Annotated in this window: 22 protein-coding genes; 10 read left to right on the top strand and 12 right to left on the bottom strand. The window is 51.9% G+C overall.

Annotation, left to right across the window (positions count from 1 at the left end; all coding sequences use genetic code 11):
- Positions 1-158: 158 nt before the first annotated feature.
- Entirely contained in the window at positions 159-917 is a 759-nt protein-coding gene (locus AC2FLJ_RS11025) for a DUF4956 domain-containing protein (protein ID WP_170520100.1), read from the top strand.
- Here the strand turns inward: AC2FLJ_RS11025 and AC2FLJ_RS11020 are convergent, their stop codons facing one another.
- The 7 genes from AC2FLJ_RS11020 to AC2FLJ_RS10990 form a co-directional block, all read right to left on the bottom strand.
- Positions 918-1,859: a metallophosphoesterase family protein gene (locus AC2FLJ_RS11020; RefSeq protein ID WP_480793710.1), complete on the bottom strand. Its 942-nt coding sequence runs from the start codon at positions 1,857-1,859 to the stop codon at positions 918-920. It lies immediately after the preceding gene.
- Entirely contained in the window at positions 1,849-3,282 is a 1,434-nt protein-coding gene (locus tag AC2FLJ_RS11015; RefSeq protein ID WP_496705796.1) for a hypothetical protein, read from the bottom strand. The genes AC2FLJ_RS11020 and AC2FLJ_RS11015 overlap by 11 nt, the downstream gene beginning before the upstream one ends.
- Positions 3,283-4,066: 784 nt before the next feature.
- Entirely contained in the window at positions 4,067-4,240 is a 174-nt protein-coding gene (locus tag AC2FLJ_RS11010; protein ID WP_480691601.1) for a hypothetical protein, read from the bottom strand.
- A gap of 42 nt (positions 4,241-4,282) precedes the next feature.
- On the bottom strand, positions 4,283-4,588 hold the full coding sequence (locus AC2FLJ_RS11005) for a hypothetical protein (RefSeq protein ID WP_170334802.1): 306 nt from the start codon (positions 4,586-4,588) through the stop codon (positions 4,283-4,285).
- A 52-nt stretch (positions 4,589-4,640) separates the two neighbouring features.
- Positions 4,641-5,255: a hypothetical protein gene (locus tag AC2FLJ_RS11000; protein ID WP_170575347.1), complete on the bottom strand. Its 615-nt coding sequence runs from the start codon at positions 5,253-5,255 to the stop codon at positions 4,641-4,643.
- 55 nt (positions 5,256-5,310) lie between these two features.
- Positions 5,311-5,730 (bottom strand): hypothetical protein, encoded by a 420-nt coding sequence (locus AC2FLJ_RS10995; protein WP_170334806.1) that lies wholly within the window; start codon positions 5,728-5,730, stop codon positions 5,311-5,313.
- 243 nt (positions 5,731-5,973) lie between these two features.
- The gene (locus AC2FLJ_RS10990; protein ID WP_480433223.1) at positions 5,974-6,273 is read right to left on the bottom strand and encodes a hypothetical protein; all 300 of its coding nucleotides are present in this window, start codon (positions 6,271-6,273) and stop codon (positions 5,974-5,976) included.
- Positions 6,274-6,843: 570 nt separating this feature from the next.
- On the opposite strand from AC2FLJ_RS10990, the gene AC2FLJ_RS10985 reads away from it, so the two are divergent.
- Together AC2FLJ_RS10985 and AC2FLJ_RS10980 are read left to right on the top strand one after the other, a co-directional pair.
- Complete coding sequence (locus AC2FLJ_RS10985) at positions 6,844-7,359, top strand: DUF805 domain-containing protein (protein WP_496705793.1); 516 nt, start codon at positions 6,844-6,846, stop codon at positions 7,357-7,359.
- Positions 7,360-7,433: 74 nt separating this feature from the next.
- Complete coding sequence (locus AC2FLJ_RS10980) at positions 7,434-8,204, top strand: hypothetical protein (protein ID WP_496679732.1); 771 nt, start codon at positions 7,434-7,436, stop codon at positions 8,202-8,204.
- Positions 8,205-8,292: 88 nt separating this feature from the next.
- Here the strand turns inward: AC2FLJ_RS10980 and AC2FLJ_RS10975 are convergent, their stop codons facing one another.
- The 3 genes from AC2FLJ_RS10975 to AC2FLJ_RS10965 all read right to left on the bottom strand — a co-directional run bounded on the left by AC2FLJ_RS10975 (position 8,293) and on the right by AC2FLJ_RS10965 (position 10,603).
- Positions 8,293-8,448, bottom strand: a complete 156-nt coding sequence (locus tag AC2FLJ_RS10975) for a hypothetical protein (protein WP_170685155.1) — start codon at positions 8,446-8,448, stop codon at positions 8,293-8,295.
- Positions 8,449-9,209: 761 nt separating this feature from the next.
- Positions 9,210-9,629 carry a DoxX family protein gene (locus AC2FLJ_RS10970; RefSeq protein WP_496705791.1) on the bottom strand — a complete coding sequence of 140 codons (420 nt, stop codon included), beginning with the start codon at positions 9,627-9,629 and terminating at the stop codon, positions 9,210-9,212.
- On the bottom strand, positions 9,578-10,603 hold the full coding sequence (locus AC2FLJ_RS10965; protein WP_496705789.1) for a helix-turn-helix domain-containing protein: 1,026 nt from the start codon (positions 10,601-10,603) through the stop codon (positions 9,578-9,580). Before AC2FLJ_RS10965 ends, AC2FLJ_RS10970 begins: the two co-directional genes overlap by 52 nt.
- A 180-nt stretch (positions 10,604-10,783) precedes the next feature.
- On the opposite strand from AC2FLJ_RS10965, the gene AC2FLJ_RS10960 reads away from it, so the two are divergent.
- From AC2FLJ_RS10960 to AC2FLJ_RS10930, 7 genes are all read left to right on the top strand, one after another.
- A complete protein-coding gene (locus tag AC2FLJ_RS10960) occupies positions 10,784-12,175 on the top strand; it encodes a metal-dependent hydrolase family protein (RefSeq protein WP_496705788.1) in 1,392 nt (463 codons plus the stop codon).
- Positions 12,176-12,237: 62 nt separating this feature from the next.
- The gene (locus AC2FLJ_RS10955) at positions 12,238-13,590 is read left to right on the top strand and encodes a metal-dependent hydrolase family protein (RefSeq protein WP_282171050.1); all 1,353 of its coding nucleotides are present in this window, start codon (positions 12,238-12,240) and stop codon (positions 13,588-13,590) included.
- Positions 13,591-13,662: 72 nt separating this feature from the next.
- Positions 13,663-14,064, top strand: a complete 402-nt coding sequence (locus AC2FLJ_RS10950; RefSeq protein WP_282022548.1) for a hypothetical protein — start codon at positions 13,663-13,665, stop codon at positions 14,062-14,064.
- Between the two features lie 62 nt (positions 14,065-14,126).
- Positions 14,127-15,350 carry a carbohydrate porin gene (locus tag AC2FLJ_RS10945; protein WP_496699910.1) on the top strand — a complete coding sequence of 408 codons (1,224 nt, stop codon included), beginning with the start codon at positions 14,127-14,129 and terminating at the stop codon, positions 15,348-15,350.
- A 151-nt stretch (positions 15,351-15,501) separates the two neighbouring features.
- Positions 15,502-16,824 carry a mechanosensitive ion channel family protein gene (locus AC2FLJ_RS10940; protein ID WP_282171048.1) on the top strand — a complete coding sequence of 441 codons (1,323 nt, stop codon included), beginning with the start codon at positions 15,502-15,504 and terminating at the stop codon, positions 16,822-16,824.
- Entirely contained in the window at positions 16,821-18,434 is a 1,614-nt protein-coding gene (locus AC2FLJ_RS10935) for a mechanosensitive ion channel family protein (RefSeq protein WP_496705785.1), read from the top strand. Before AC2FLJ_RS10940 ends, AC2FLJ_RS10935 begins: the two co-directional genes overlap by 4 nt.
- A gap of 124 nt (positions 18,435-18,558) precedes the next feature.
- Complete coding sequence (locus AC2FLJ_RS10930) at positions 18,559-19,059, top strand: hypothetical protein (protein ID WP_496699909.1); 501 nt, start codon at positions 18,559-18,561, stop codon at positions 19,057-19,059.
- An 11-nt stretch (positions 19,060-19,070) separates the two neighbouring features.
- On the opposite strand, the gene AC2FLJ_RS10925 is transcribed toward AC2FLJ_RS10930, so the two are convergent.
- Together AC2FLJ_RS10925 and AC2FLJ_RS10920 are read right to left on the bottom strand one after the other, a co-directional pair.
- Entirely contained in the window at positions 19,071-21,815 is a 2,745-nt protein-coding gene (locus tag AC2FLJ_RS10925; RefSeq protein ID WP_496705771.1) for an AsmA family protein, read from the bottom strand.
- A 112-nt stretch (positions 21,816-21,927) separates the two neighbouring features.
- On the bottom strand, positions 21,928-23,400 hold the full coding sequence (locus tag AC2FLJ_RS10920) for a L,D-transpeptidase family protein (RefSeq protein ID WP_496705769.1): 1,473 nt from the start codon (positions 23,398-23,400) through the stop codon (positions 21,928-21,930).
- Between the last annotated feature and the right edge of the window lie 110 nt (positions 23,401-23,510).

Here is a 23,510-nt window from a genome sequence, read left to right as displayed (position 1 = left end):
CATCCCTGTATCAGCGTTCGTATCACAGTCCGGATACGATGTCCGAAGAATGCACTGTAATCTCTTTACCTGATCCCGCCTGTTGCGATTGAATTGAATAGGGCACGATGTGCTTTTGTTAAGCTTAAGCCTTTGGCTTGAGCAGGAAGGAAGACAAGTTGAATACGACCCTCACACTTGTGACCGTGTTGTTGATGCTGCTGTTGCCAGGTGCTGCGGTGTCACAAGTCGACCCTGCGACGATGCTGGCCGGGGCTTCGGGGTCAGAAATCGTTATCGAACGCCGGTGGACGCAGTTTCGTGGCAAACAGGAACTGTATTTCTTTACTCTCGATGTGATCGTCACGATCATTCTGGCTGGCTTGATCGTCTATCATCCGGTGAGACGTAAAGCCCGTAGAAGCGTCCGCGACATAGTTATGCCAAGGCTTTTCTTCCTGTATGCGCTTATCGGCATGGCGGTTGGTTTTCTGGTGGTTCAGCACGGGTCAATGATCGGTTTTGTCATATTTGGAATCGGAGCGTTGCTCAGGTTCCGCTCCAATCTCGATGATCCGGTGGACACTGTCGAAATGATAATCGTGACTGTTCTTGGTCTTGCGGTCGGTTTGGGCTTGCCGCTGATGGCCACACTGGTGGCGGTTGTATGTTGGTGTTTCATTTGGCTCGGTGGACGAAACAAGGGTGTGGAAATTTCGCTCAAAGCTTCAGACGAAGAACACTCATTGAACGTCAGCGGTGCCATTGAAGCTATGGCCGCAGACGCTGGCTGGAAGCTGGTCAGAAAACACCACGTCCCCGGAAAGTCTCGCGTCTCATTGCTTTTCATCACCTCGGGAGGGCTTTCAGAAGCCCGGATAGAAGAGATGATAAACGATCTGGTCCCTGATAAAGTTGAGCTGAAACTCAACCTCTAGTCATTTCACAAGGTCTAAGCGTTTCAACACCGCATTCGGGGATCTGATCTCTTTCGGGAGCGACTTGAAGTTTACCGACCTTTCGAAGTCAGGGCCTCGATATACTGCTATCCCAAACTCTCCGTTCGGCTGGAACGTAACATGAGTGAAGCTGTGAGGTGATCTGGCGCTATCGCCAATAAGCCGCCGCGGACCACCTCCCAAACAAGCTTGAGAGACATAAGCCACACCGTCTTTCCAACCGGGGTAGAAGGCATGATGGTGGCCTGACAGATGCAAAACAACACCGCTTTCCAGATAGATTTTTTCAAGTGTAGGGTCACCGATGATTTCGCGTTCGCGCTGGATCGCGAACGGCCAAAGTGGGAGGTGACTGAAAGTGACAATCGGGTCCCCGTCTGCACCCAATTCCTGTAGCCGGTCCTGCTGGTCACCGGATAGCGGACCAAGGGTCGTTGCATCCAGAGACGCAAACACAATGCCCTGCATCTCAAACGCGTAGAAGAACGGGTAGTCATCTGAAACTAGGAAATCAACGTCTGGTTTTCTCGGAGCCCATTCCTCTGCGTATATTTTTCTTTCACGCTCGAACCCACGGTAAGCAGAGGCATCATGGTTTCCTGGCGTGACCGCAAATGGAATGCCGGCAGCCTCTAAAGGATCTGATACGGCCTCGTGAAACGCCTTCCACATCTCCCTGACCTGTTTGTCGGACAAGTTGGGAATGCGCTGTCCCGCGACCATATCTCCGGTCGAAATAACCAGATCTGGATCAATCTCGACTATCCGCTTAATCGCCTTGTCGACGCGCGCATCGTATTTTACCGAGCCATAGCTTCCGTTCAGATCCGATATTACGATGACATCCAAAGCCACGGCTTTGCAGGCGAGCAGCGCGGTCCAAATGAATGCCGCAAAGAGCGTAGAAAGCTTACGGGTCACTACAGTTCACCGCCTTTACTTCTGTGTCGCCTCTCAAAAAGAGTGCGACAGGATCCAAGTCGAACATCAAATCACCATTAGAACAATTGTCCTGGAGGATGGATGTTGCCAGCGCGGTGTTTTTTACAACTTGTGCAATCTGCCTATCTGACAACCCAAGGCTCTGCGACAACCATTCATAAACCGGGCCTTGCGATTGAAGGTCATTATTCAATGCAACCAAGCGCCGATACGTACTTGGAGAGAAGTGCCGCATTTTCTCTAGCATTTGAGTAGATTTTGCGAAATTGGCATACTCTACCCGCCCACCAGCATCGTTGTCGCTTAGATTGCTGCGACGGATCAATAATGCGTCGGCGGGAACATCTCCATCGTTTGGCTCATGGTGCTTGGCCTTCCTATGCTTCAGGCCTCCGTCTTCGACCCAATACCAATAAGGTGTGAAGTCTATGTTTCCTACGCGGTCCTGCTGGCTAAAGATGAAGTCGAGTAGAACAATCTCGGTGAGTTCTTGCATCCAAAATGCCATCTGTTGGTCACTGACATCGGGGCCGAGATCCTTGTTGATCATCCGGTCTTTTCGTCCTTCTCTGACGCCCTCTGCGATTGCCTCTGACAATGGTTTTGAAGAACGCAAAGCCAAGAAAGCGGGCGTTTCCTGAAAATCGCGGTTCTGACCTTTCCCCCAACCGGATTTACGGGTGCCGTTGATTTCCGAGCCGTATCGATGGCCAGGGCTATCAAGCAGCACACCGTATATTTGCGTGCGATCCGATGTGAATAGATCATCTGTCGGTTGGTATGAGTTCGGGTCGGTATCCGCAGCTGCGAAGACCCGCCAGCCTTCGTGGTTCATGCGCCCGCCATGAGAACCACCGGAAATCGCAAGGCCAGGCTCGGCGACCTCGGAGAAATGCGCCTGGGCGTCCATGCTACGCCAAACGGCTACTGGAACTTTGACAGTCGCGTCGAAATATCTGGAGAAATGATAGTAAAGCAGTGAAGACGTGGAAAACGTGCCACTGGTGCCTTTTTGGTTCATGGTGGACTTGAATTTAGCCACCCTGTCCTTGGCCAGATCTTTTGCCGCCTTTCCCTCCTTGCAAGCGTTTCTCTCGAATTCAGAACGGTTCCCCACGTAAGGTCCTTCCGAAATATCGTAGACGGCCATTCCTGGGCTGGTGCTCCAGGTTTTCGGGCAAATAGCAATTTCGGAGGCATAGAAATCGATCTCGCAATAGGCAGTTTCTTCTTCAAGATCGCTGTTCCTGTACTCGCCCGTTGGAACTTTTTCGATCCGAATACAGCGTTCCGTAACACCATTGGGACTATCAAATGTCGTGGCTTCACCTAGAACATCGTCGTTCGCCCACAAGACAGTGGGTGCAATGAGAGCAAGTGACCCCAGAAGATTGAACTTCATTTGGATAGTCCTCCCGGTATCATTTAGGGCAAATCGCTGCCTGTTGTTCGGTGGAGATTTTCAACTTGGGGTCGACACTAAAGTTGGAGAATTTTGAGTCGATCCACTGGTCGCACCCGCCTGAACATGGGGCCCCGTTTCGGGCATCATTCCAATATTCCTTGGCCCTTTCTTCTGTCCAACCGCAAAACTGAACGAGCGCCATCGCCGACAATGCACCTGAGGAATGAACCCCCCACATACAGTGCACCAGAACAGGGCCCTTTCCAGGGTTTTCAATCACCTCGTGTATGGACGCCATGACAGCACCGGGTCGGGAGGATCTGGCGCTTTGATAGTCAAAGGATCCGTTTCCACAACTGGTGCGACCGTATTCAGTGTTTTTGCCAAAGTCGGCATAAAACCCGGTTGAAAACCCTTCACCGCACAGAGTTTCGCGTTGACCCTCACTTAGGCCCGTTCGATCCTTGTCGCCGCCCTTGAAACCGGATCGATACAGGACACCGCTTAAGACCGGGCGAAAAAAAGCGACACCATCAACACCGCCGTTGCTACCCTTTGAAAGCAATTGACTGTCGCTTGGGCCACCGTTTCGACTGGTCACGTCAGAATTGGCAGCGGTTGCGAGAACACCAATGAATATGAGGGACATCAAAAACCGCATGCCAGCTCCTTCCTATTCTTGAGCACTTGATGGTTACACTCTTCCGACCTGATAATCTCTCGGAAGGGCTAGTTCACGATAACCATTTCAAGTGGGCGATTAGCTTTCCGCTGTGAAACTTTAGATGGGCCACACCAGATTGATGATAACAACGACTACGAAGTAGGCTAGAACAACTTTCCAGTTCCATTGTTGCTTGTTTTCTTCATTGATCACCCCCGCCGATTTCAATGCCATGTTTGTGATAACTAGAGCGGCGATGATGACCGCCGCATGTGCCAGGTCGAAATGCAAGTGTGAGCTCCTTCTTTCAGATTTGGGATTGATGGAATTTTGTCAGCAGTCACTTGATGGCAGCATTGCTACATCTGAGTACCTTCCCTCGGATGTCGTGATCCGAGCACATGCACCAGTATCCTTGTTAAACCAGTACGAGGTCAGACCTTCGCTTCGGATGAGTTCAAACCCGAGACTTTGAATGCCCATTTCAGCTTGGCCCGCTCTTGCCCCTTCAAATGAAGAAAGATCGCTAGAGCTGCCCACAGTAGGTGCACTTGCATCCACCGAACCGCTGCTCTCATCGCATGCTGCAAGCGCAGAAATGCACATCGTGCCTATCACCAATAGTACTTTGGATTTCATCTGTTTTTCCTAGCATTTTGGGGGTTACGTTTCGGGGTTTCTAGTCGATCACCTATTCAATTCCGAAAATTACGTTGTAGCTGACGGAAGAGTTGCTGCGATTGATAACCTCCACAACATGATCACCAGATTGCCAAAGCTGTCCTCGATACTCCTTGTCCGCCGACATCAATCCCAACAGTTCAGAACCATCGGGGTTACGAATAACGTAGTCCAAGGAGCCATTTCGCGGAGCAACGCGGACGTAGAGGAACTGTTCGTTTTTGGCACCCAGAACATATTGCTGAGAGGCGCCGGGCGCGAGTTCACCAACGAGTTCTGCGCCGGTGGAGCCAGCATCGAATTTGACACGTTGGCTACCGGTAGAACCGGCGGCGCCTGCCATTGCTCCACCGCCATCATCCATCGCTTCGACAACCGACATCTCGCCGATGCTTCCATCCTTGTACGCGATGCAGCGCCAAAGTGTTCCACCTGCGTCTCGCAGCATGACGAGCGTACCAGCTTCCGAGAACTGAGAGCTTTCAATTGTACCTGATTGACCGTCTGGTCCACCAACCTGCCGCAAATGGTCGATACACGCGTCGTCGGCTTCTGACATTGCAAAAGCAGCTGTGCCCGCGATTGCGAACATGGGTGCGAGGAGCTTGAGTAAAACGAGTTTCATCAGATGGTTCCCTGTTGGCTTGTCCTTACTGTTTTGTTCCGTGCAAAGCGGAACCTCACTTCGCGTCTCTTAACTTTGACAGAAATTCATCGCATGCCTGTGCGCTGCCGACGATCTCGCCCGTCGTTTCCATTCCTTGCAGTGACGCCATTTCGGAATTTACGCGGTTGAGGATCTGATCCGCTTGCTCGGCGGTGATCAGGTTCTCGGCTTGTGCTCCTTTCAATGTGGTGCAGACACCGGCGGACAAGCCTGTCGCAACGCCGACACCCACCGCGGCCCCGCCACCCAAGGTCATAGCCCCAACCACGCCGAGGACGAGCCCGATCACAATTCCCAAGATCACTTTTCCCATGCTTTCCTCCCTTTTGGTGAGACAGAAGTCCGCCTTCATTTCTGGTGTAAACTGCGAGCCCACCTGCAAATGAAAACCAGCGCCAAAATGTTGAGCACCGGTGCAATCGCCGCGAACCATGGCTTGGCGGACTCCGAAACTAAGTCCGCTACAAGTATCCAAGGTAGTCCCAACGGCAGTAGGAACGCTCCGGACAAAGGGTCTCGCTCCTGTCCCAACCAGCCAAATGTGCCCGTCAAGAATGCAACCAACGCCAACAGGTACAGGACCGAGAATACGATGATGGTGGTTCTACAAACCAAGTCGAGCCTCAGAAGACCAAGCCTGTGCTGCGCAGCCGATTTCAGCTACGCAGCAGACAGGTCACAATGCGCCTTCGTCGCCCAGGAACTCGATTCCAGCCGTTGCGCCATCACTGTAAGCAATGCAATTCCAAGGAGCACGATCCTCGCCTACGCCGACTGTGACCTGTGTTCCCGCCTCGCTAAACGCGGATGAGAGCACCACGACTTGCGAATTGTTCGTCGTGTTGGCTACATCTCGCAAACACGCCTGCTGAGCCGGCGTGAGTTCGGCGGACGCACTTGATGTACTCGTATCGTCGCAGGCCGCAAGCAGTGCGAAACATGTCGCGCCCGCAATCATCACAATCTTGTTGGTCATCTTCTTCTCCCTCTGGTTCCCTTGAAATTAGTGAAATTGGATGCGCTTGTTTGAAGCTCTCGCGTCTGTGCAGCCAATTGAACATACCTTGATCCTGTGACTACCTTTCCCAAAACTTGCCGCGGTGGGCTTGGTCGGCGGGACGATATTTCGTTGACTATCGGGGCCGACGTTAACGTGTGAAGGCCGAATGAAGTCACTAGCAAATGCTAGAGCAAACTCTGGAAAGAGGGCGAGTACGTTAAGTCTGAGCATCGCGTCCTCCCAGCGCTCAATCATTGTAAAGTGCCTTCCGACCGCCGGTACTCACTCCAGCAGTCGAAAGGGCTCGGCACAGCGAGCAGCAACGACAACAACCGAGGTAAAATAAAGTTGTGTCGAATTCGCATGTTTGAATCTAATTTTTAATAAATCAATATTTTTTCCGCGCGCAAAATTCACTACGCTCCCGTACGATAGGCTTCTGCTTTCAAACAAAAAGGTAAGTGGGAGCGTCCATAAGGGCGAATGTGATCTTTTGGCTCGGCGAGGCGTTCTGAGGCCGCACAGAAACTGAAAAAGGATTGAAAGATGGGATTTGGTGAAGCCGTTAAAACGTGTTTCTCGAAGTACTTCCAGTTCTCCGGCCGGGCTTTACGCTCAGAATACTGGTGGTTCTTCTTGTTTGTGGTTCTCGCGAGCGCTGCTTTAGCTGTGCTGGATACGATCATATTCGGGACCAACCCCGAAACAGGGCAGGGATCTCGGGTTCTGTCCTCTGTTTTCCAACTGGCTGTTCTCATACCCATGCTGGCCGCCGGTTGGCGGAGGCTGCATGATACAGGACGACCTGGCTGGTATTTGCTGCTGCCGATGGTGCTCAGCATTACAACGCTCTTTGTTATGCTGGGTGGGGTGGCGTTCTTCTCGGTTTTGGAGCAAGGGACCGAGAACCCTGACGCATTACGAGGACCCGCGGCAGTCCTGGGCGTGACCGGTATTGTTGTTGTCTCAATCCTTCAATTGGTTCTGTCCATTCTGATGATCTGGTGGCTGACACGACCTTCCCAAGAAGGCGCAAACGAATACGGCGAACCTGTTTCCTGATCTGGCTGTCCGGGCAATTGGCTGGAACTTCTGCTGAACGACAGTGCGAACCGTAACTCAATGGAGAGAAAAAAATGAGCTGCAAAACCATTTCCATTGGAATGCTACTGATGGCAGTGGCGACCACAGCATCAGCGGAGTGGTCGTTCAGCTCCGGGCCCAACCCCAATGCGTTTATTCAGACAGGAAACATGACGCTGGAACTTCAGTGTGACCGTATTCGCTTTGCTCCGGCTGGATACGAGGACAGCCAGGACATTGCGGACAAGCAGGGGCTTTCCATTCGTTTCTTGAAGAACGGCACCACCGAAGTTGGAGCATTTCAGGTTGGCGCAGAAAACGCTGCCGTGCAGATCGTCGACAACTATCCCGTCGAGGTCAGTTTCAATAGTCAGCCGGACTATGGTTTTGTTCTGGACCAGCTTGCGGCCAATGCATCGGTTAATCTGTCGATGATTGATCAAGATGTCAGCTACGGAATTTTTGACTTGAAAGGTTCCAGCGCAGCAATTCGGTCCCTTCGTTCTGCGTGCGATTTAGAAGTTAGCCAAGAGACCTCCTACGAAGCGCCCGAAGGCATCGTCTATTGTGGTGGCGGAGCGAAAAAACGCGTGATCGAACCCGTAATTTTGGACAATTCGGAGGGGGAGTGGGACGCAAGAGTAACAGTCAACGGCGAGTCGATTAGAGCCATGACAGCCTACAGTTACTTCGGAAACTCTGAGCCGCCGGCGGGATTTGTTGTCGCCCTGCTTGGGGAAGACAGGTCCGAATTTCTGATTTTTAAAGAAGGCTCGGCAAACTGGCTGGAATACGGGGACTACAGGTATGAACAATGCAACTGAAGCCACCTTCCAACCGGCTTCCCAATTGGCAAGCTACTTGAAACGTTTGGTATCTGCGATCCTGCTTGGTTCGGGCCTGGTTTGGACCTCACCAGTTGTCGCGGCTGACGTTTCGCAACTTCCAACCGGTTTGCGAGCAAAGGTTGATCTGGCGGCGCAGGCATGCGCGGAGTTCAACAACGGTCAGTTTGACATAGCCTGGGGCGCGGTTGAAAGGGTCGATCTCGACGGAGATCTTCAACACGACTGGGTTCTGAATGAGTCTGGTTTCGCGTGTTCAAGCGCCGCATCTCTTTATTGCGGAACTGGCGGATGCATGTCGCACTTTTGGGTTAGTGAAGAGGTGCACTCTTTGCTTAACCAAGGTTGGACGGTCGTTGATTTTGGGCGTCAACGCGTTGTCGTCGCAGATATTCATGGATCCAATTGCGACGGAATAAACCCAACGCCTTGCGTCACGGCCAGTGTTTGGGATGCGGAAGCTAAGACGTGGCGCTCGTCTGCTGGCGAGTGGGAATAAGTTGCATATGAGAATTGCAGATAAGCCATACGATCTGGTTTGTTCGATGGGTTCTCTGTGGCACGCAAACTTATGGGCAAATCGTGCAAAGTTATGCGCAAATACCGCGCAGAGTTATGGGCAAGCTTCCAAGATTTTCTTCAATGAAATCAATGTTGGGAATGTAGCGTTATGAGCGTCCCTACAGATTTTTGTAGGTTTGCGCATAGCACTTCGCACACCCCATAAGTTTGCGTAGTTCGCCCATAGTTTTGCGCTGCGCGTTTCTCTGCATTAGGACGAATTCAATCAGTGTATGGCTTAGTCGTTGCGGTTATGGCCCTTTGCATTGCTCAATCCCGCAAAGGGCCTCCTTAAGGAACCTGGGATTCTCGCGAAGGTCTGCGATGCGCAGAAAGCGGACTTTGCAAAGTCGAGAATAAAGGTCCGTTATGGACGTTCCATCGCTGTCCTGGGATTTCCTGGTATCGGTCGGGTGGCCGTTGTTACAGTAAGTTTAGAAGCTTCGAATTCCCAGCGTTCAAAACAAGAGCCGCAAGTGTCCCTGTTATCGTCGCCGGTATACCCTGCTTCCAGGTATCGAACACTAGATGGCAGAATATCGCTCCGACAGATGTGCAGAGCAACGCAAGTGCGCCTAGCGGCCCGATCCACGACGATTGAAACCAGATGGCAATTGCCCCGAAAAGTTCCCCGCATCCGACGATGAACATGATCTGCCTGTTAAGGCCGTAGCTTTCGAACATGCCCAACTGGATTTCAAAGACCTTCTCTTGCCACCCAAAAATCTTGATGGATGAAGCAAAGAGAAAAAATGCAGATAGAAGACCGACGGCGATGTTCAAGAGCAATGCTAGTCCTTCCGGTTTGATTTCTTGTAGGCTGCCGGAGATACGCCCGTCCATTTACGAAATGCTCTGGAGAAGGCGGTTGGGTCGGCATAGCCAAGCCTTTGCGCTGTCTCGCCGACGGATTTATTGTCTTTTGCCAACAGGCGTTCGGCTTCTTCCTGCTTAATGCGCGCGATCACTTGGGACGCCGTTTGACCGTAGGGTTCCAATCGGTTGTTCAGTGTTTCCTGATGAAATCCGCAAAGGTTCGCAAGCTCATCCACACCAAATCCTGAATCCGCAAGATGGACCCTGATCAGGCCTTTCAGTCCCGCAAGGAAATCCTGCGGGGCGGCCAGATCCTCATCCATAACCCTGTAGTCTGGGGGGTTTTCCAGTGCCTCTGGTCGTAATCTGTAACTTAGCCAGCTGGAGGGAAACTTGATCGAAAAACCTTGAGGATTGCACTTGATTGCCCGAACGCCGTGAAACTGACCGGGCAGCGCATCCGGGTCACTGAGGCGAAGAATGACCAGATTGGGGTCCCACCTGAAATCCAGGATACGGTGCAACAGGGATATCCATATACTTGTCAGAAACGCATCGGTTTGGCTGGGAGAAACCGAAATTTGGAAGTTCCTTTTGGCACTGAAATACGCGTGCTCTCCTTCGACAAAGAGGGATTGCGTAACGGCATTGGATTCCTTGGAAACCGCTTGTGTGAACCTGGTAAAGAAGTCTCCCAATGTAAGGGCTTCTGCCAGCATATCGCCGAGCGGGAGAAATTTGACAAGGTCAACGGATTGCCCGACCCGTGCGCAAAAATCCGTTGAAGTGGCTTCTGCCACGGCCTGATAGATCTGGTAGACGGTATCGTGGCGCAGGAAGTTCTTCGGGTCCATTACCTGCGCTTCGTTCAACCCCAGAGGATCAAGAACAAACGCGGGTTCGACCCCCACGCTGCGAAGCGCTGCGACAACCGGACCCGCAACTGAAGCCCTGACGAGTGGCAGCGACTGATCCGTGTTATTACCAAGTCTTCTTGTCATCTCTTCTCCAGAAATTCGCAATATTCCCGAGTGTAGGAAATTCCCACAATAAAGTTATGAAACCTTACAGTTTCCCAAAACTATTTTTCTCGAACCGGTAATCTGTCAGGCATCAAGTTATTCGAATTCTATAATGACTCCTAATTGCGCCTTTTGCGATTCTTGAAGATTGGAGCCCTAATGAACGGATGCCTGATGCGCATACTTGTGCCCGCAGTACTGGCTGCGAGCCATCTGTTTCCAACTCATGCCGCTTCACAGGAAGAAAGTTTCCCGATCCTTTTCACAAATGTTCATGTCTTTGACGGGGTGAACGAGGCGCGGATCGAGAACGCAAATGTTTTGGTCGTCGATAACCTGATCGCCGAGGTCTCGACTGAGCCGCTTGTCGTTGCCAATGCGCAAATCATCGAGGGCGGTGGGCGCACACTGATGCCCGGAATGCATGATCAACACGTGCATCTTACCGTGTTCAACCCTCTCAGCGATGGTTTGCGCCAGAATATCACACCCTTTCATCTTGGCGGCGTCGCGACAATTCGGTCTGAACGCATCCTGATGAATGGGTTCACCACTGTCCGGGACCTAGGCGGACCAGCAAAATCCATCGCTCGCATTATAGATTCCGGCATGTTTCCCGGGCCGCGCATTTACTCGTCTGAAGCCTTCATCACCCAGACATCCGGGCACGCGGACTTCCGTAAACTGAACGACCGGCATCCCACACTGTCTGGGCAAGGACCATCACATTGGGTCGAAAGTGAAATGAGCTTTATAGCCGATGGGCCGGATCAGATCCGGATGGCCGTACGCGAGAACCTGCGCCGCGGGGCAACCCAGATCAAAATTATGGTCAGCGGCGGTGTTACGTCCGAGTTCGACCCCCTGCATTCGCTTCAGTACCAAGCCGATGAAATCCAGATGGCAGTCAAAACCGCCGAACAGTGGGGCACATATGTGACCTGCCATGTGTTCACTGAACAGGCGATCCGAAACTGTATCGACAATGGCGCGAAGACCGTCGAACACATCCCGTTTCTGACTCCGGAAGTGGCCGAGGTCATGGTTCAAAAACAGATCATGTTTGCGACCGCCGTGGCTCCGGTCTACTCGGTCTCCACCGAGCAGGCCGAAGCATTTTACACACCAGCGTCGTTTGCGAAGTGGAAGACGGTGCGGGATGCCGCGGCCAACATGATTGAAGTAATTCAAACCACGCCAGGCATGATCGACCTCTATACCCTGGGCACTGACCTCATCAACAACTGGGACCAAACGCTAGAGCAGGACAAGAAGATGAGCGACGAGTTCAAATACCTGCTTGAAGCGAATTTCACACCCTTCGACATATTGCGCATCGCAACTTCAAACGGCGCGCGCATGAACCGTCTTACTGGTTTGAACAATCCTTATCAGGACGGCCCGCTGGGTGTGGTCGAAGTGGGTGCATACGCCGATCTTCTATTGGTCGACGGGAACCCGCTGGAGGACATCCTGCTGCTATCCGATCCCGACACCAATCTGAAGATCATCATGAAAGATGGCGTGATCTACAAGAACACACTCGACTGAGTGTCGCGTGGGGTGAACTTACCTCGGCGCCCCGCGCACTAAATTTTAAGGGAGAGAAGGACATGAGTATTTCGACAAAGACGGCTGCCGTCGCGAGCCTCGTTTTTTGCACGGCCACTGCCGCATTTGCACAGGATACCCTGCCGCAAACCCTGTTCACCAACGTCCATGTCTTTGACGGAGTAAATGAGGCGCGGATCGAGAACGCCAGCGTTCTGGTTGAAGGCAACTTGATCAAAGAAGTTTCCACCGAGGCCATCGACGCGCCTGGCGCGACGGTTGTGGATGGAGGTGGTCGCACATTGATGCCGGGGTTGATTGATGCGCATGTGCACATGGCGATCACGGAGCCGGTTGCGGATCTCAGGGACAATTTTGATTGGATGTACTGGGGGGCCGTTTCCACGATCGAAGCAGAAAAGATGCTGTTGCGCGGCTTTACTTCCGTCCGTGATGCGGGTGGGCCGGCGATGGGGCTTCAAAAAGCCATCGACCGGGGTAAAGCAATTGGCCCCCGTATTTACCCGTCCGGGCCAGTGATCTCACAGACGTCCGGGCATGGTGAACATCGGCACTACACAGAACCGCACCCAAACTTCGAAGGGGCGTCGCCGTCGTTTTTTAATCAGCACGTTGAGTTTCTAGCCGACGGTGTTCCAGAAGTTCTGCGCGCGACGCGGGAAGCACTGCGTCTGGGCGCATCGCAAATTAAGGTCATGGCTGGCGGAGGTGTGTCTTCCAGCGTAGACCCATTACACACGGTTCAATTCTTACCGGAAGAACTGGAAGCTGCTGTCAAAGCTGCGGCAGATTGGGATACCTACGTTCTGGTGCACGTCTACAACGACGAGAGCATTCTGCGGTCCATCGAGGCAGGTGTGCAGAGCATCGATCATGCACAATTGATGACCGAGGTGTCGGCGCAGGCGATCAAGGACGCAGATGTTTGGGTTGTGCCATTCTTCTCGCTTCTGGGGCTGGATGCCGAAACAGTCTCCAAGGCGCTTGGCCCGTTGGCAGCGCCCAAGTTCCTCGAGGTTCAGGGCGGAGCGAGAAACCAGATGCGGTTGCTGAAAGAATTCGGGATCGAAAAAGTCGCCTTTTCAACCGACATTATTGGGGATCCTGCGGCTCTCACCAAACAGAACGATGAGTTCAAGTACCGTCTCGAACAATGGTCATCCTACGAAGTTCTAATGCAAGCAACCTCTAAAGCCGGTGAATTGTTGGCCCTGTCAGGCAAACTCAACCCCTATCCCGAAGGCCAGCTCGGTGTGATTGCAGAAGGTGCGTATGCCGACATTCTACTGGTCGATGGAAACCCCGTCGAGGATGCCCTGATCATGACGGATTACGAGAACAACTTCGATCTGATCATGAAAAACGGCGTGATCTACAAGAACACGCTGGAATAAAAGGAAAGTGGGGTGGTCTATCTTTGATAACCCCACACGTCAGCCAAGAAACCTTCCCTGAAAGGAAAGACGGTGAAACATCTCAGCCTTGGCGTCTTTATGGCGATCTGTGGTTCAATTGCCGCTGCTGAAGACGCCGAAAGCATGCGTACGTTTTTGTTCATTGGCACGTCCAATAGCACCGCATGGGAAATGCAGATCGCCAATCCGGGGGATCGCGCAGCCTCGGTGAAGGGCGGGATCGAAGCGCTCGGCGGAGAGCTTTTGAGCTATTACTGGGGGCTTGGAAACGGGAAGAACTACATCACCGTTTCCCTGCCAGACGATCCAACCTTTATCCAGGCCTTCTATGTCAGCCGCCTCGGCGACGGCCTGTTGGATGACTACCAAATGATCGAATTGATGAGCAGCGCCGACATGGCTGTGGCACTGGAACGTGTTCCCGAAATCAAAGCTGTGGATGACGTAAAGTGATTGGAGGTTCGTCGCACCAGAGATCGTATCTTCCACCACGACCGACCCTTGCCACCGCATTATTGAGCGCCTTTGCACTATTTGGTGGTGCTGCTGATGCCCAGGAAAATGCTGCTCAGGCGAAACTTGAGGCCGCAGCCCAGGTATCGTTGGGTGGTCCGGGATCAGCCAGCGCGCAGCAGGAGCAAGACAGGTTGCGCCGGCTGGAAGATTCGCGTTGGCCCGGTTTGGACCGTGCCATTGATCCAACCGAAACCGCTTTGGGTCGATTTCGGGAAAACACCGGATTGGCGCTCAGCTTTGATTACCAAGCGCTATACCAACGCAGTTCTCACAGCCTGACCGGGCAGGACGAATCTGCATCCGGTCAGCTCAGGATGGTTGGGACGTGGGAATTGGCAAACCGGGGTGGTGAAAACCCGGGTAGCCTTGTCTTTATTCTGGAGAACCGACACCGGTTGGGCCAGTCCATTGCACCCTCAGCACTGCCTGCGCAAATTGGATATCAAGGGGCAACTGCGGTCACGTTTGGGGACACGAACACGACCTTGTCGGTAGCTTACTGGCAACAAGCCTTCGCAAACGGACGAGGAGGAGTGGTGGCGGGTCGGATCGATCCGGGCGACTACTCTGACATTCTGGGTTACGTGAACCCAAGGACGACCTTTTCGAACTATTCAATCCTGTTTAGCCCGGTGCTGCCAATCCCCGATCCCGGTTTTGGTGTCACGGTCGGCGGCTACCTGACGGATCAAATTTATGCGTTAGGGGTGGTCAGCGATGCCAATGGGTCTCTCACAGACATTGAGTGGTTTTCCGGGGGTAGCGAATTCTACAAATACGCCGAGATCGGCTGGACGCCCGAAAAATCAAAACGATTTCTGACAAACGTTCATCTGGGGATGTTTCACACGGATGCGCGCCAACAAGTTGGCGTACCGGAAACATATGGAGCCACACTTTCTGCCAACCATACATTCGACAACCAACTGATGATCTTCGGACGGCTGGGATGGTCCAATGGCGGCGGTGCGTTGGCCAAGCGTGCAGTCAACGCAGGCTTGATGTGGCGACCTGGCCCCTATGATGATCTCCTTGGCATAGCGGCCACTGTTGCCGACCTGACGACACCAGGATTGCCCAATCAAACGACACTTGAAGCTTTCTACCGTTTGGACTTGGCCGACAATCTGGCACTGACGGCAGACGTGCAATACCTGAAAAATCCCGGATCAAACTCGAACGACCCGCTGGTCTTGGGACTGAGACTGAGGGTCAATCTTTGATGAATGCCGGGTAGCAGTTTCCGTTCGGGCTTCATTTTGGCCGGAACGGGCGGGGGCGGCAAGTGAGTGGGTCGCCCCCAACTATTTTTGATGGCAGACCTTTTCGGTCTCCTTATGATCTCTTCAGTCTTTATGTGGGAGCTTTAGTGTCATGACGCGATACATCTACGGTTTGGTTATTTTGCTCTTTGCTGCGGCGGTTTCGACGTCAAACGCTGTTCCAGCGTACGCACAGAACGCGGCGAGTGAACAGGAACCTGCCGAGGTACAGCAAGAAGATCTCTTAACTCAGGTTGCCGACAAATCAATTTCTGCCGGTGACCTGGAGATACTGCTTGTTCCGCTGACGACTGATGAGCTTTCAGAAATTGCTGTTGCCTGGCAAGACCATGTTCGCAACCAACTTGAAGAAATTGCCCGTATCAATCTTAGCCTTCAGGCCGGAAACGAAGCGCAAGAAGATGACCTGAGATCACAGCTTTCTTTGATAAACGACACTGGCACTGTAATTTTGGATAATTACACTCTGGTCTTGAACGAATGGGCCCTAAAGGGTGCCGCCGAAGAAGACCTGAAACCGCATACCGATTATCTTTTAGCGCTCAAAACTGGCGTGCTTAAAACAACGGATTTACAGACTTTATTTCATAACGCTCTCCAATGGTTGGTTTCCTGGGAGGGAGGTGCTGGTCTTCTATTGGCTGGGTTGGGTGTTTTGGCTGCTGTTTGGGTTATGATGTTTGTAGCCAAAATGGTGCGTCGTTTAACTGAGCGCGGTCTTGAAAAGATACCAACAATATCGCGGATGCTTAAGAAATTCATTGCGACCGCAGTGTTTTGGGCGGTCTTTATTCTCGGCATTCTGGTTGTACTTGCCTTGTTCGGTGTGAACGTCACTCCTTTGTTTGCAATATTTGGTGGTTTGTCTTTCATTCTTGGCTTTGCGCTTCAGGAAACGCTAGGCAATCTCGCCAGCGGACTGATGATCATGGTTTTAAAGCCATTCGATACCGGAGACTATATTCAGGTTGGCGGGTCATCTGGTTTTGTTGACGAGATGTCGGTCGTTTCGACAAAAATCCGAACCTTCGACAACCAGATCATCATTGTGCCGAATAGTAAGATCTGGGGTGACGTAATCACAAATGTCAGCGCATCTGATGAGCGTCGCGTCGATCTGGTTTTTGGGATCGCGTATTCAGACAACGCTGCTCACGCAATCGATGTTCTGAAGGAATTGGTCGCAAGACATGAACTATGCCTGAAGTCGCCTGATCCAGAAATATTTGTTGGTGAACTTGGCGACAATTCAGTCAATATCTTTTGTCGACCGTGGTCCAAGTCTGACGACTATTGGACTGTCTATTGGGACCTCACAGGACAAGCCAAGGAGCGGTTTGACCAAGAGGGAATATCAATACCGTTCCCGCAGCGCGATGTTCACCTGATCCCAGTGGAAGGAGTAAAGACATGAGAGCATTAGTAATATGGATGATGTCCTTTCTGCTTCTTTGCAGTGTAGCCTCGGCTCAGTCAGAAGAAATACTGCTGCCACAGCAGGAGCGAGAAGATCCCGAATTCATAGCACCGGTTATTGTCGACGGGGATGAGCTTTTTGTCGTCCGCGGATCCAGCGCATTGCCCGCAACGGACAGGGCCGCAAAGATTGAAGAAAGAATTGCTCAAGTCGCGGATAGATCAGAGAGCAAAACGGTCGACATCCAAATCTCCCGGGCTGAATTTGGACAACTCGTACGCGTCGACGGCCATATGGTCACCATTACCACTCAGGCTGATGCCTACCACGAACAGATGGACATTGAAGTTCTGGCCGGGCTGCAAGCAGAGGCCATCGAAAATGCCATTTTAAAGTACCGGGAAGCGCGATCCAGCGAAGGCCGCGTTGACAGCGCCTTGGCCGCTGTCGCTTGGACGGCGTTGTTTGCACTGGTGTCATACTTCTTCTTTGCCAAACGGAAGAAGTTTCTGGGCTACGTCAGAAACAACTTGGAAAAGAGAGCGGAAAGCGTCGAGGAAGCTACAAAGTCAATCCTACGAAGCAGGGCAATCGCGTCTATCATCGTTTATTCAATTCATGCTTTGATGTGGGTGCTGTTTCTGTTTTTTCTCTATTACTACCTGTCCTTGGTTTTGCTGTCATTCGCGGAAACCCAGGCCATCGCTCAAGTTCTTCTAAAGTACGTTAGTGAGCCATTGATAAATGTTGTGCTGGCTGTCGTTGGGTACATCCCAAACCTGATCATGCTGGTGATTATTGCAGCCTTATGTCGATTTGCGATCCGCGGCCTTGATCTGTTCTTTGACAACCTGGAGAACGGTGCATTCGAAATCAAAGATTTCGAGGCGCACTGGATCGCGCCAACGAACATGCTGTTCAGGGCTTTGATCATCGTGATCGCACTGGTGTTCGCCTACCCATACATTCCGGGCTCAGGTTCCCGGGCGTTTCAAGGCCTGACAATTCTTGCCGGTATCATGGTCTCGTTGGGATCTAACACAGTTGTATCGAACATGATGGCAGGTCTGTTTGTCATCTATCGGCGCAGCACGAATGTTGGTGATCGAATAATGGTTGGCGACAAGATAGGGGACGTAACCGAAATCAAGCTTATGGAAACACTTATCAAATCCATCAAAAACGAAATGATCAGTATTCCAAACGCTCAGTTGTTGAACTCAGAGGTCGTGAATTATTCGCGCAAAGTCGATGGTCGAGGCCTTCTCGTACACACGACGGTCGGGATCGGGTACGAGGAGCCGCCAAAAAAAATCACGGCAATGTTGATAGAGGCGGCTCATCGCACACAGAGTTTGAAGAAAAACCCGGAGCCTTTTGTACTTTGGACACAGTTGGCTGACTATGCCATCAATTACGAAATTAACGCATACACATCTCGAGGATCGAGTTTGCCTAAGATTCTGTCTGATCTACACCAAAACATCGTGGAAGTGTTCAACGAGAACGGTACGCAAATTATGACACCGTCCTACATGGCTGACCCGCCAAGTCCTAAGATTCCCACTGAGGAATGGGATGGAAAGCTTGCTCATATAGCGGAGTAAAAGAATACCAAGTCCACTCTGGGTCCACTAAACCCCGCCCTTGCAGGTTGTCGGAATAGTTTGATTGATCCAGAGCAATGGGTAGGATTAATGCAATAGTTTTCAGAACGTTTTGGGGTTCCAGATGATCAATTGGACATTTACCGCAATAGTAACGCTTCTCGCGAGTGGCGCTGTTGCGGCTGGTATGGAGCCGTGGGGTGAGTCCGGCGACTGGAAAATTTTGATCGACCCCGAGAAAGGAAATGGCTGCCTCGCGTGGAAGCCCTTCGAAGACGACATGACAGTTGAAATTGGCGTCGCACCCAATCAGGCTGGCGGTTTCTTTGCCGCCTACAATCCGGCCTGGGTTCAGATTGAGGACGGATCAACCGGCATCGTGAGCTTCGATTTTGGTGACGCAAAGTTCGAAGGCGAAGCCATAGGTGTTTTTAAAAATGGCGTCCCCGGGGGGTACGCTTTTTTCGACAACCCTGCGTTTGTAACCGAATTCGGCAAGCGCCAAAGCGTCACGATTATTGGTGAAAGTGGAGCCGAAGTAGAACTTGATCTAAGTGGGTCCTCAAAAGCCATCGAGGCCGTTTTGGCATGCCAGGCAGAACAGCCTGAACCACTCAAGAACTAGGTCGTGACAGACTATTGAAGCTGGTTCATGTCTGGCACGCACGGTTGCCTGTCTGCTGGCATCGCATCAGCGCCCTCCGGAGCCTTGTTTCTGGATCCACCCACATCCAACTTGAACTTCGGTGACGAAAGTTGGCCAGTCACATCAAACGGCCACGCGCTACGGGATAGCGGTTTGCCAACTCGACGAGGTTCTGCCCTGATCGCAATAGTATCTTTGACCCAATCCACTTGGCCCTTGGCCACCAATTGAACAGAACCCGTTTCAACCACGATGGAGTCTGCGCTTACCCGGCCGGCTTCGATGTTAATTGGTGCCACAACGCATGTTATGTCCGTGTAACCTTGACGGAGTTCCTCTGAAAACAGCCATGGGAAAATACCAAGCCCTGCCAACTCCAGAAGGCTGGTGCTGACATAGCCTTGTGACATCGATAAAGAAGCAGTGCCGCGCATGGAATTCACAAACGCTTTGCCAGACGCGGTATTGCCTGAAACGTTGAACTCACCACTCAATCGCCCATATGCATCTATCCCGATACCCAGTTCATCGAGAATCTCTCCGAATTCCCATCCTGAGGTTGACCCCGACAAGGAGAGCCAATCAGGTGAGTCAATCAGATCCATCACTGCCCGTAGGCTGAAGTTTCCACCGCCATAAGCCATCTGGAGCGGGCCAAAATCTACGGTCCCTTCTTTTGCAGACAATTGGCTGGAAACAGAAGTTACGCCTTGTTGGCCAACAATCTCCTTAAAGTCGATCTGTACCTCGACGTCAGCCTCTCTCAGTACGCGCTGCACATCCAGAAGATCGGCTGGCTTTCCTTTCTCCTTTGGTAAAACCAGGGGCTGTACGTTGGTTTCCTTCGGTAGAACCAAGGGCTGTACGTCGGTTTCAGGATCTTTTGAAGCGTCGCCTACCAAGCTTTTAAGCTGGTCCAGCGTAGCGGTCAGGTTTTTTAGATCGTTTAAATCGAGCCTTTTACTCGCAACGTTTCCGCGAATTACAGAAGCGCCCTCGGGAAATTTTGCATCCAAAGCGGCCAGAAGGTGTGACGAACCGGCTTCAAACTCGATTGAGGCAGTGAAGTCCTCGCCCTGCTTCGACGTCACTGCATCGACGGCAAGTGCGCCAATCTCGACAGGTTGCAATTTGAGCGCAGTCAGAAAACTAGCTCCGTCGCTGACATCCAGTTCCACGTCAAAATCAAGGCCTGACAGGCCTTTCAATTCGCTGACCGATAGCGCGAGGTCAAGCGCCCAAAGATCTGTGCCATAGGTGGTTGCATTAAACCTGTTGAGCGAAACAGACCCTCCTTCATTGGACAAGCTGAAGTCGGCATTTATGCCACCGAGCTGATCGACAAAATCTTCATCCATATTTGGCAAAATCAATTTGGCCGGCCCGTTGAGTGTGCCTTCGAAGGTCACGTCCTGAAGCTGAAGCAGGTCGAGAATTTCGCCGTCGGCCTTTAGAATTGGGTCCTCTACGGGTCCTGCCTGTAAGGCGATGCCCAGCATCGCAAGCCGACCATCGGGCATGCGGCGAATGCGTTCGATAGAGGCTGGCCCGATCACGTCCAGGCCTTGGTCAAATGCGTTAGTTTGGAACAGAATTTTCTCGAACTCGAAAGACGCAAGGGATCCTACCATGTGCATTTCAAAGGCTGTGAACTTCAGCTCCTGGAAACTCTTTGCTGCGTTCGGCGGCCGCCCCTCAGGATAAAGCCGCGCGTCGAATAACAGATCAACGCCACGAGCTGTGTAGAGGTCTTCTATCGACCCTTCAGCAGTAAGTTGCTGTCCGTCCTCAAGGTTTACGGTGGTCGTAAAGGTCTCGATTTTCAGAGCATCCTGAGAAACAAGCTCTGCTTGCAACTGGCCATTCCCTTCCAGAACTCGCTCCAGCCCAATGACTTCAAGAAAGTCACCGAATTCACCAGTGTCCATCTGCAAGACAGCACGATAGCCACCTCCCTCGCTTTCCGAAAAAGGTTCGCCGTCGTAGCTTACCGTCATTTCGCCAAAATTGGCGCGCGTCGTAAACGGCGCACTATGAGGATAGTCACCCTCGATTTCGAAACTTTGGCCGTTGACGGAGCCTGTCCCTGAGACCTTTGTTCTTTGCCCTTTGTCTACCTGTTCCAGAGCGAGAGACTGGAGGTCAAACACGAACGAAAAGCCAGAGGTTTGATCATCAATGTTCAACCCAATGGACGTGAAAGCTACATTCTTGTCGCTCAGGAATGAGAGGATTCCGCTACCTTCTGGGTCGCCCTCATTGGACCCGCCTGTCTCAGCTATAGCCTCTTGATTGTCCTCTTCCGCGGCGTTTTCGGGTTCAGGTTTTGTCGTCGGTCGGCCTTTTCGCCAACTTGTAGTGCCGTCAGCAGCTGTAAGGAAATTCGCCTGGAGACCGTCAACGACGAGGTTGTCAAAGTGCAGACGTCGATTGGCCAAAGCAGCAACATCCAATTCCAGTTCCAGAAGGTTCAATTCTGCAAGAGATGTTTCCGGCATAGTTTGGCTCGGGATAACCACACCACCGACGTAAATGTGGGTAATGCGTCCAAGCGCGACACTTACATCGTCATTAACCACAATCGGTTGTCCGATTTGTTCAGAAAGGACTTTTTCGACCAGGTCACGTCGCATCTCCGAGAATAGCGGCGCAGCAAGTAGCAACCAAACAAATCCGATTGTTGCAAACACAAGTAGTACGACAATCCCAATTGATCTAAGAAGCCAAGTCCTCATGCATCCCCCTGTCGTCGCCTACGCCGTTTGGTCTATCTGCAATTCGGCGTTCGCCAATCTGCTGGACTAGATGGGCACATAATTCGGTTCGCGCGCGCCGCGCATTTCGTGCTCATCGGTCCAAAGCTGCCAGGATACGGGCATCCCGTTCGTAAGGGTCCTCGCGGAAATGAACGACCCCGTCTTCGACCCACGCTGTCCAATATGTCAAAAGAACCGGCATTGGCTCAGGTAGATCAACGCGCGTTGTCTTTCCGCTATCCAAAATGGACTGCATCTTCTGTCGGCTCCAATCTGGCTCTCCCTCCATCAGAAGGCTCGCGAACTCGAACGGATACTCAAGGCGAACGCAGCCGGAACTGAGATTTCTCTCGTTTCGGTCAAAAAGGGTTTTGTCGTTTGTGTCGTGCAAGTATACAGCGTATTTGTTTGGAAACATGAACTTAACCAAACCCAGCGCATTGTCTGGGCCCGGTTGCTGAACCAGGGTCACGCCGGGGTTCTTCGCCCCCCAGTTTACAGCGTTTGCGGGGATTGTCTGGCCATCCTTGTTCCGAACGACATAGTTGTTGCGTGTCAGATAGGCTGGATCCTTGCGGATGCGCGAAAGTTTGTCTTTACGAAAAATCGAGGCGGGAACGGTCCAGGTGGGATTGAATTCAATGTACTTGATTTCGTCTCGGAACACTGGGGTCTTTCGATAGGCTGACCCTGTGATTGATCTAGTGGTCCAAAGCGTGCCATCCGATGTGACCAAATATGTGCGGGCTCCTGCAATGTTCACCAGCACGAATTCGTCGTCGACTTCCCGCATAAGCCAGCGGCCACGTTCCAAGCTGAGACGCAGCTTGTTAATGCGATCTTCCACCGGTTTGTTTAGCGATGCGAACGTCTTACCGCCAATGACCCCATCGGCTTCTAATCCATGCCGACTCTGAAAAGATTTGACTAATTTCAACAATTTATCGTCGTAAACCCAAGCTGGATTTATGCCGTTTTCGCCATCTTCAGAAGAACTGCTTGTTTCAACGTAGCCTTCTGCCGCCAGCCTTACACGCAGCTCAGCGACGGCAGGGTCCACCATCTCTGGTTTAAGAACGGTTTCATCCGAAACATTGGTCCAACCGCCCTGTAAAGCAATGGCCCTATACTTACTCAGTGCTTCGACAAGCATCATATACTGCGCATTGTTGATATCGATGCGTTCGATTAACGCGCTAAAACCTTCACCTTGAAGAAACTGATTTAGGACAACGGCTGGGTCTTCTTGAATTACCGGTTTTGAGAAGTTCCAATCGTCGTCTAGTGCATTTGGGTCGACTTTCCCAAACACCAAATGATGAACCAGTTTCACAGCAGCGTCAGTTGCCAGAATATCGAACAATGCTTGATTAGAGACATCCCCACTTTGGGCGGCCTTAAATGCGGCTTGAAGCTCCGCTAAGTCAAAATCTTCCGGTCTGAAGCCTTGTTCTATTGCACTATCCAACTCATCAAAGAGTTCGTCTGACAATTCATCGCGTGTCCACGCAGGAGTGAAGTCCCTCTCTTCGTAGAAACGCGGCACTAGGATTTCAGCATCCAAGCTCTTTCTGTCAGGTAGCGTGCTACTCACGTCCAACTTGGCACCGAGTAGAGAAGCAATCTGCTCTGATATCTCGTTTGCGACACTTGGGTTGGGGAATATTGTTACCA

The organism is Ruegeria sp. CDSA034 (assembly GCF_059612275.1).
Note: the sequence above shows the minus strand (reverse complement) of the source record. Positions and strands in the feature narration are given on the sequence as shown.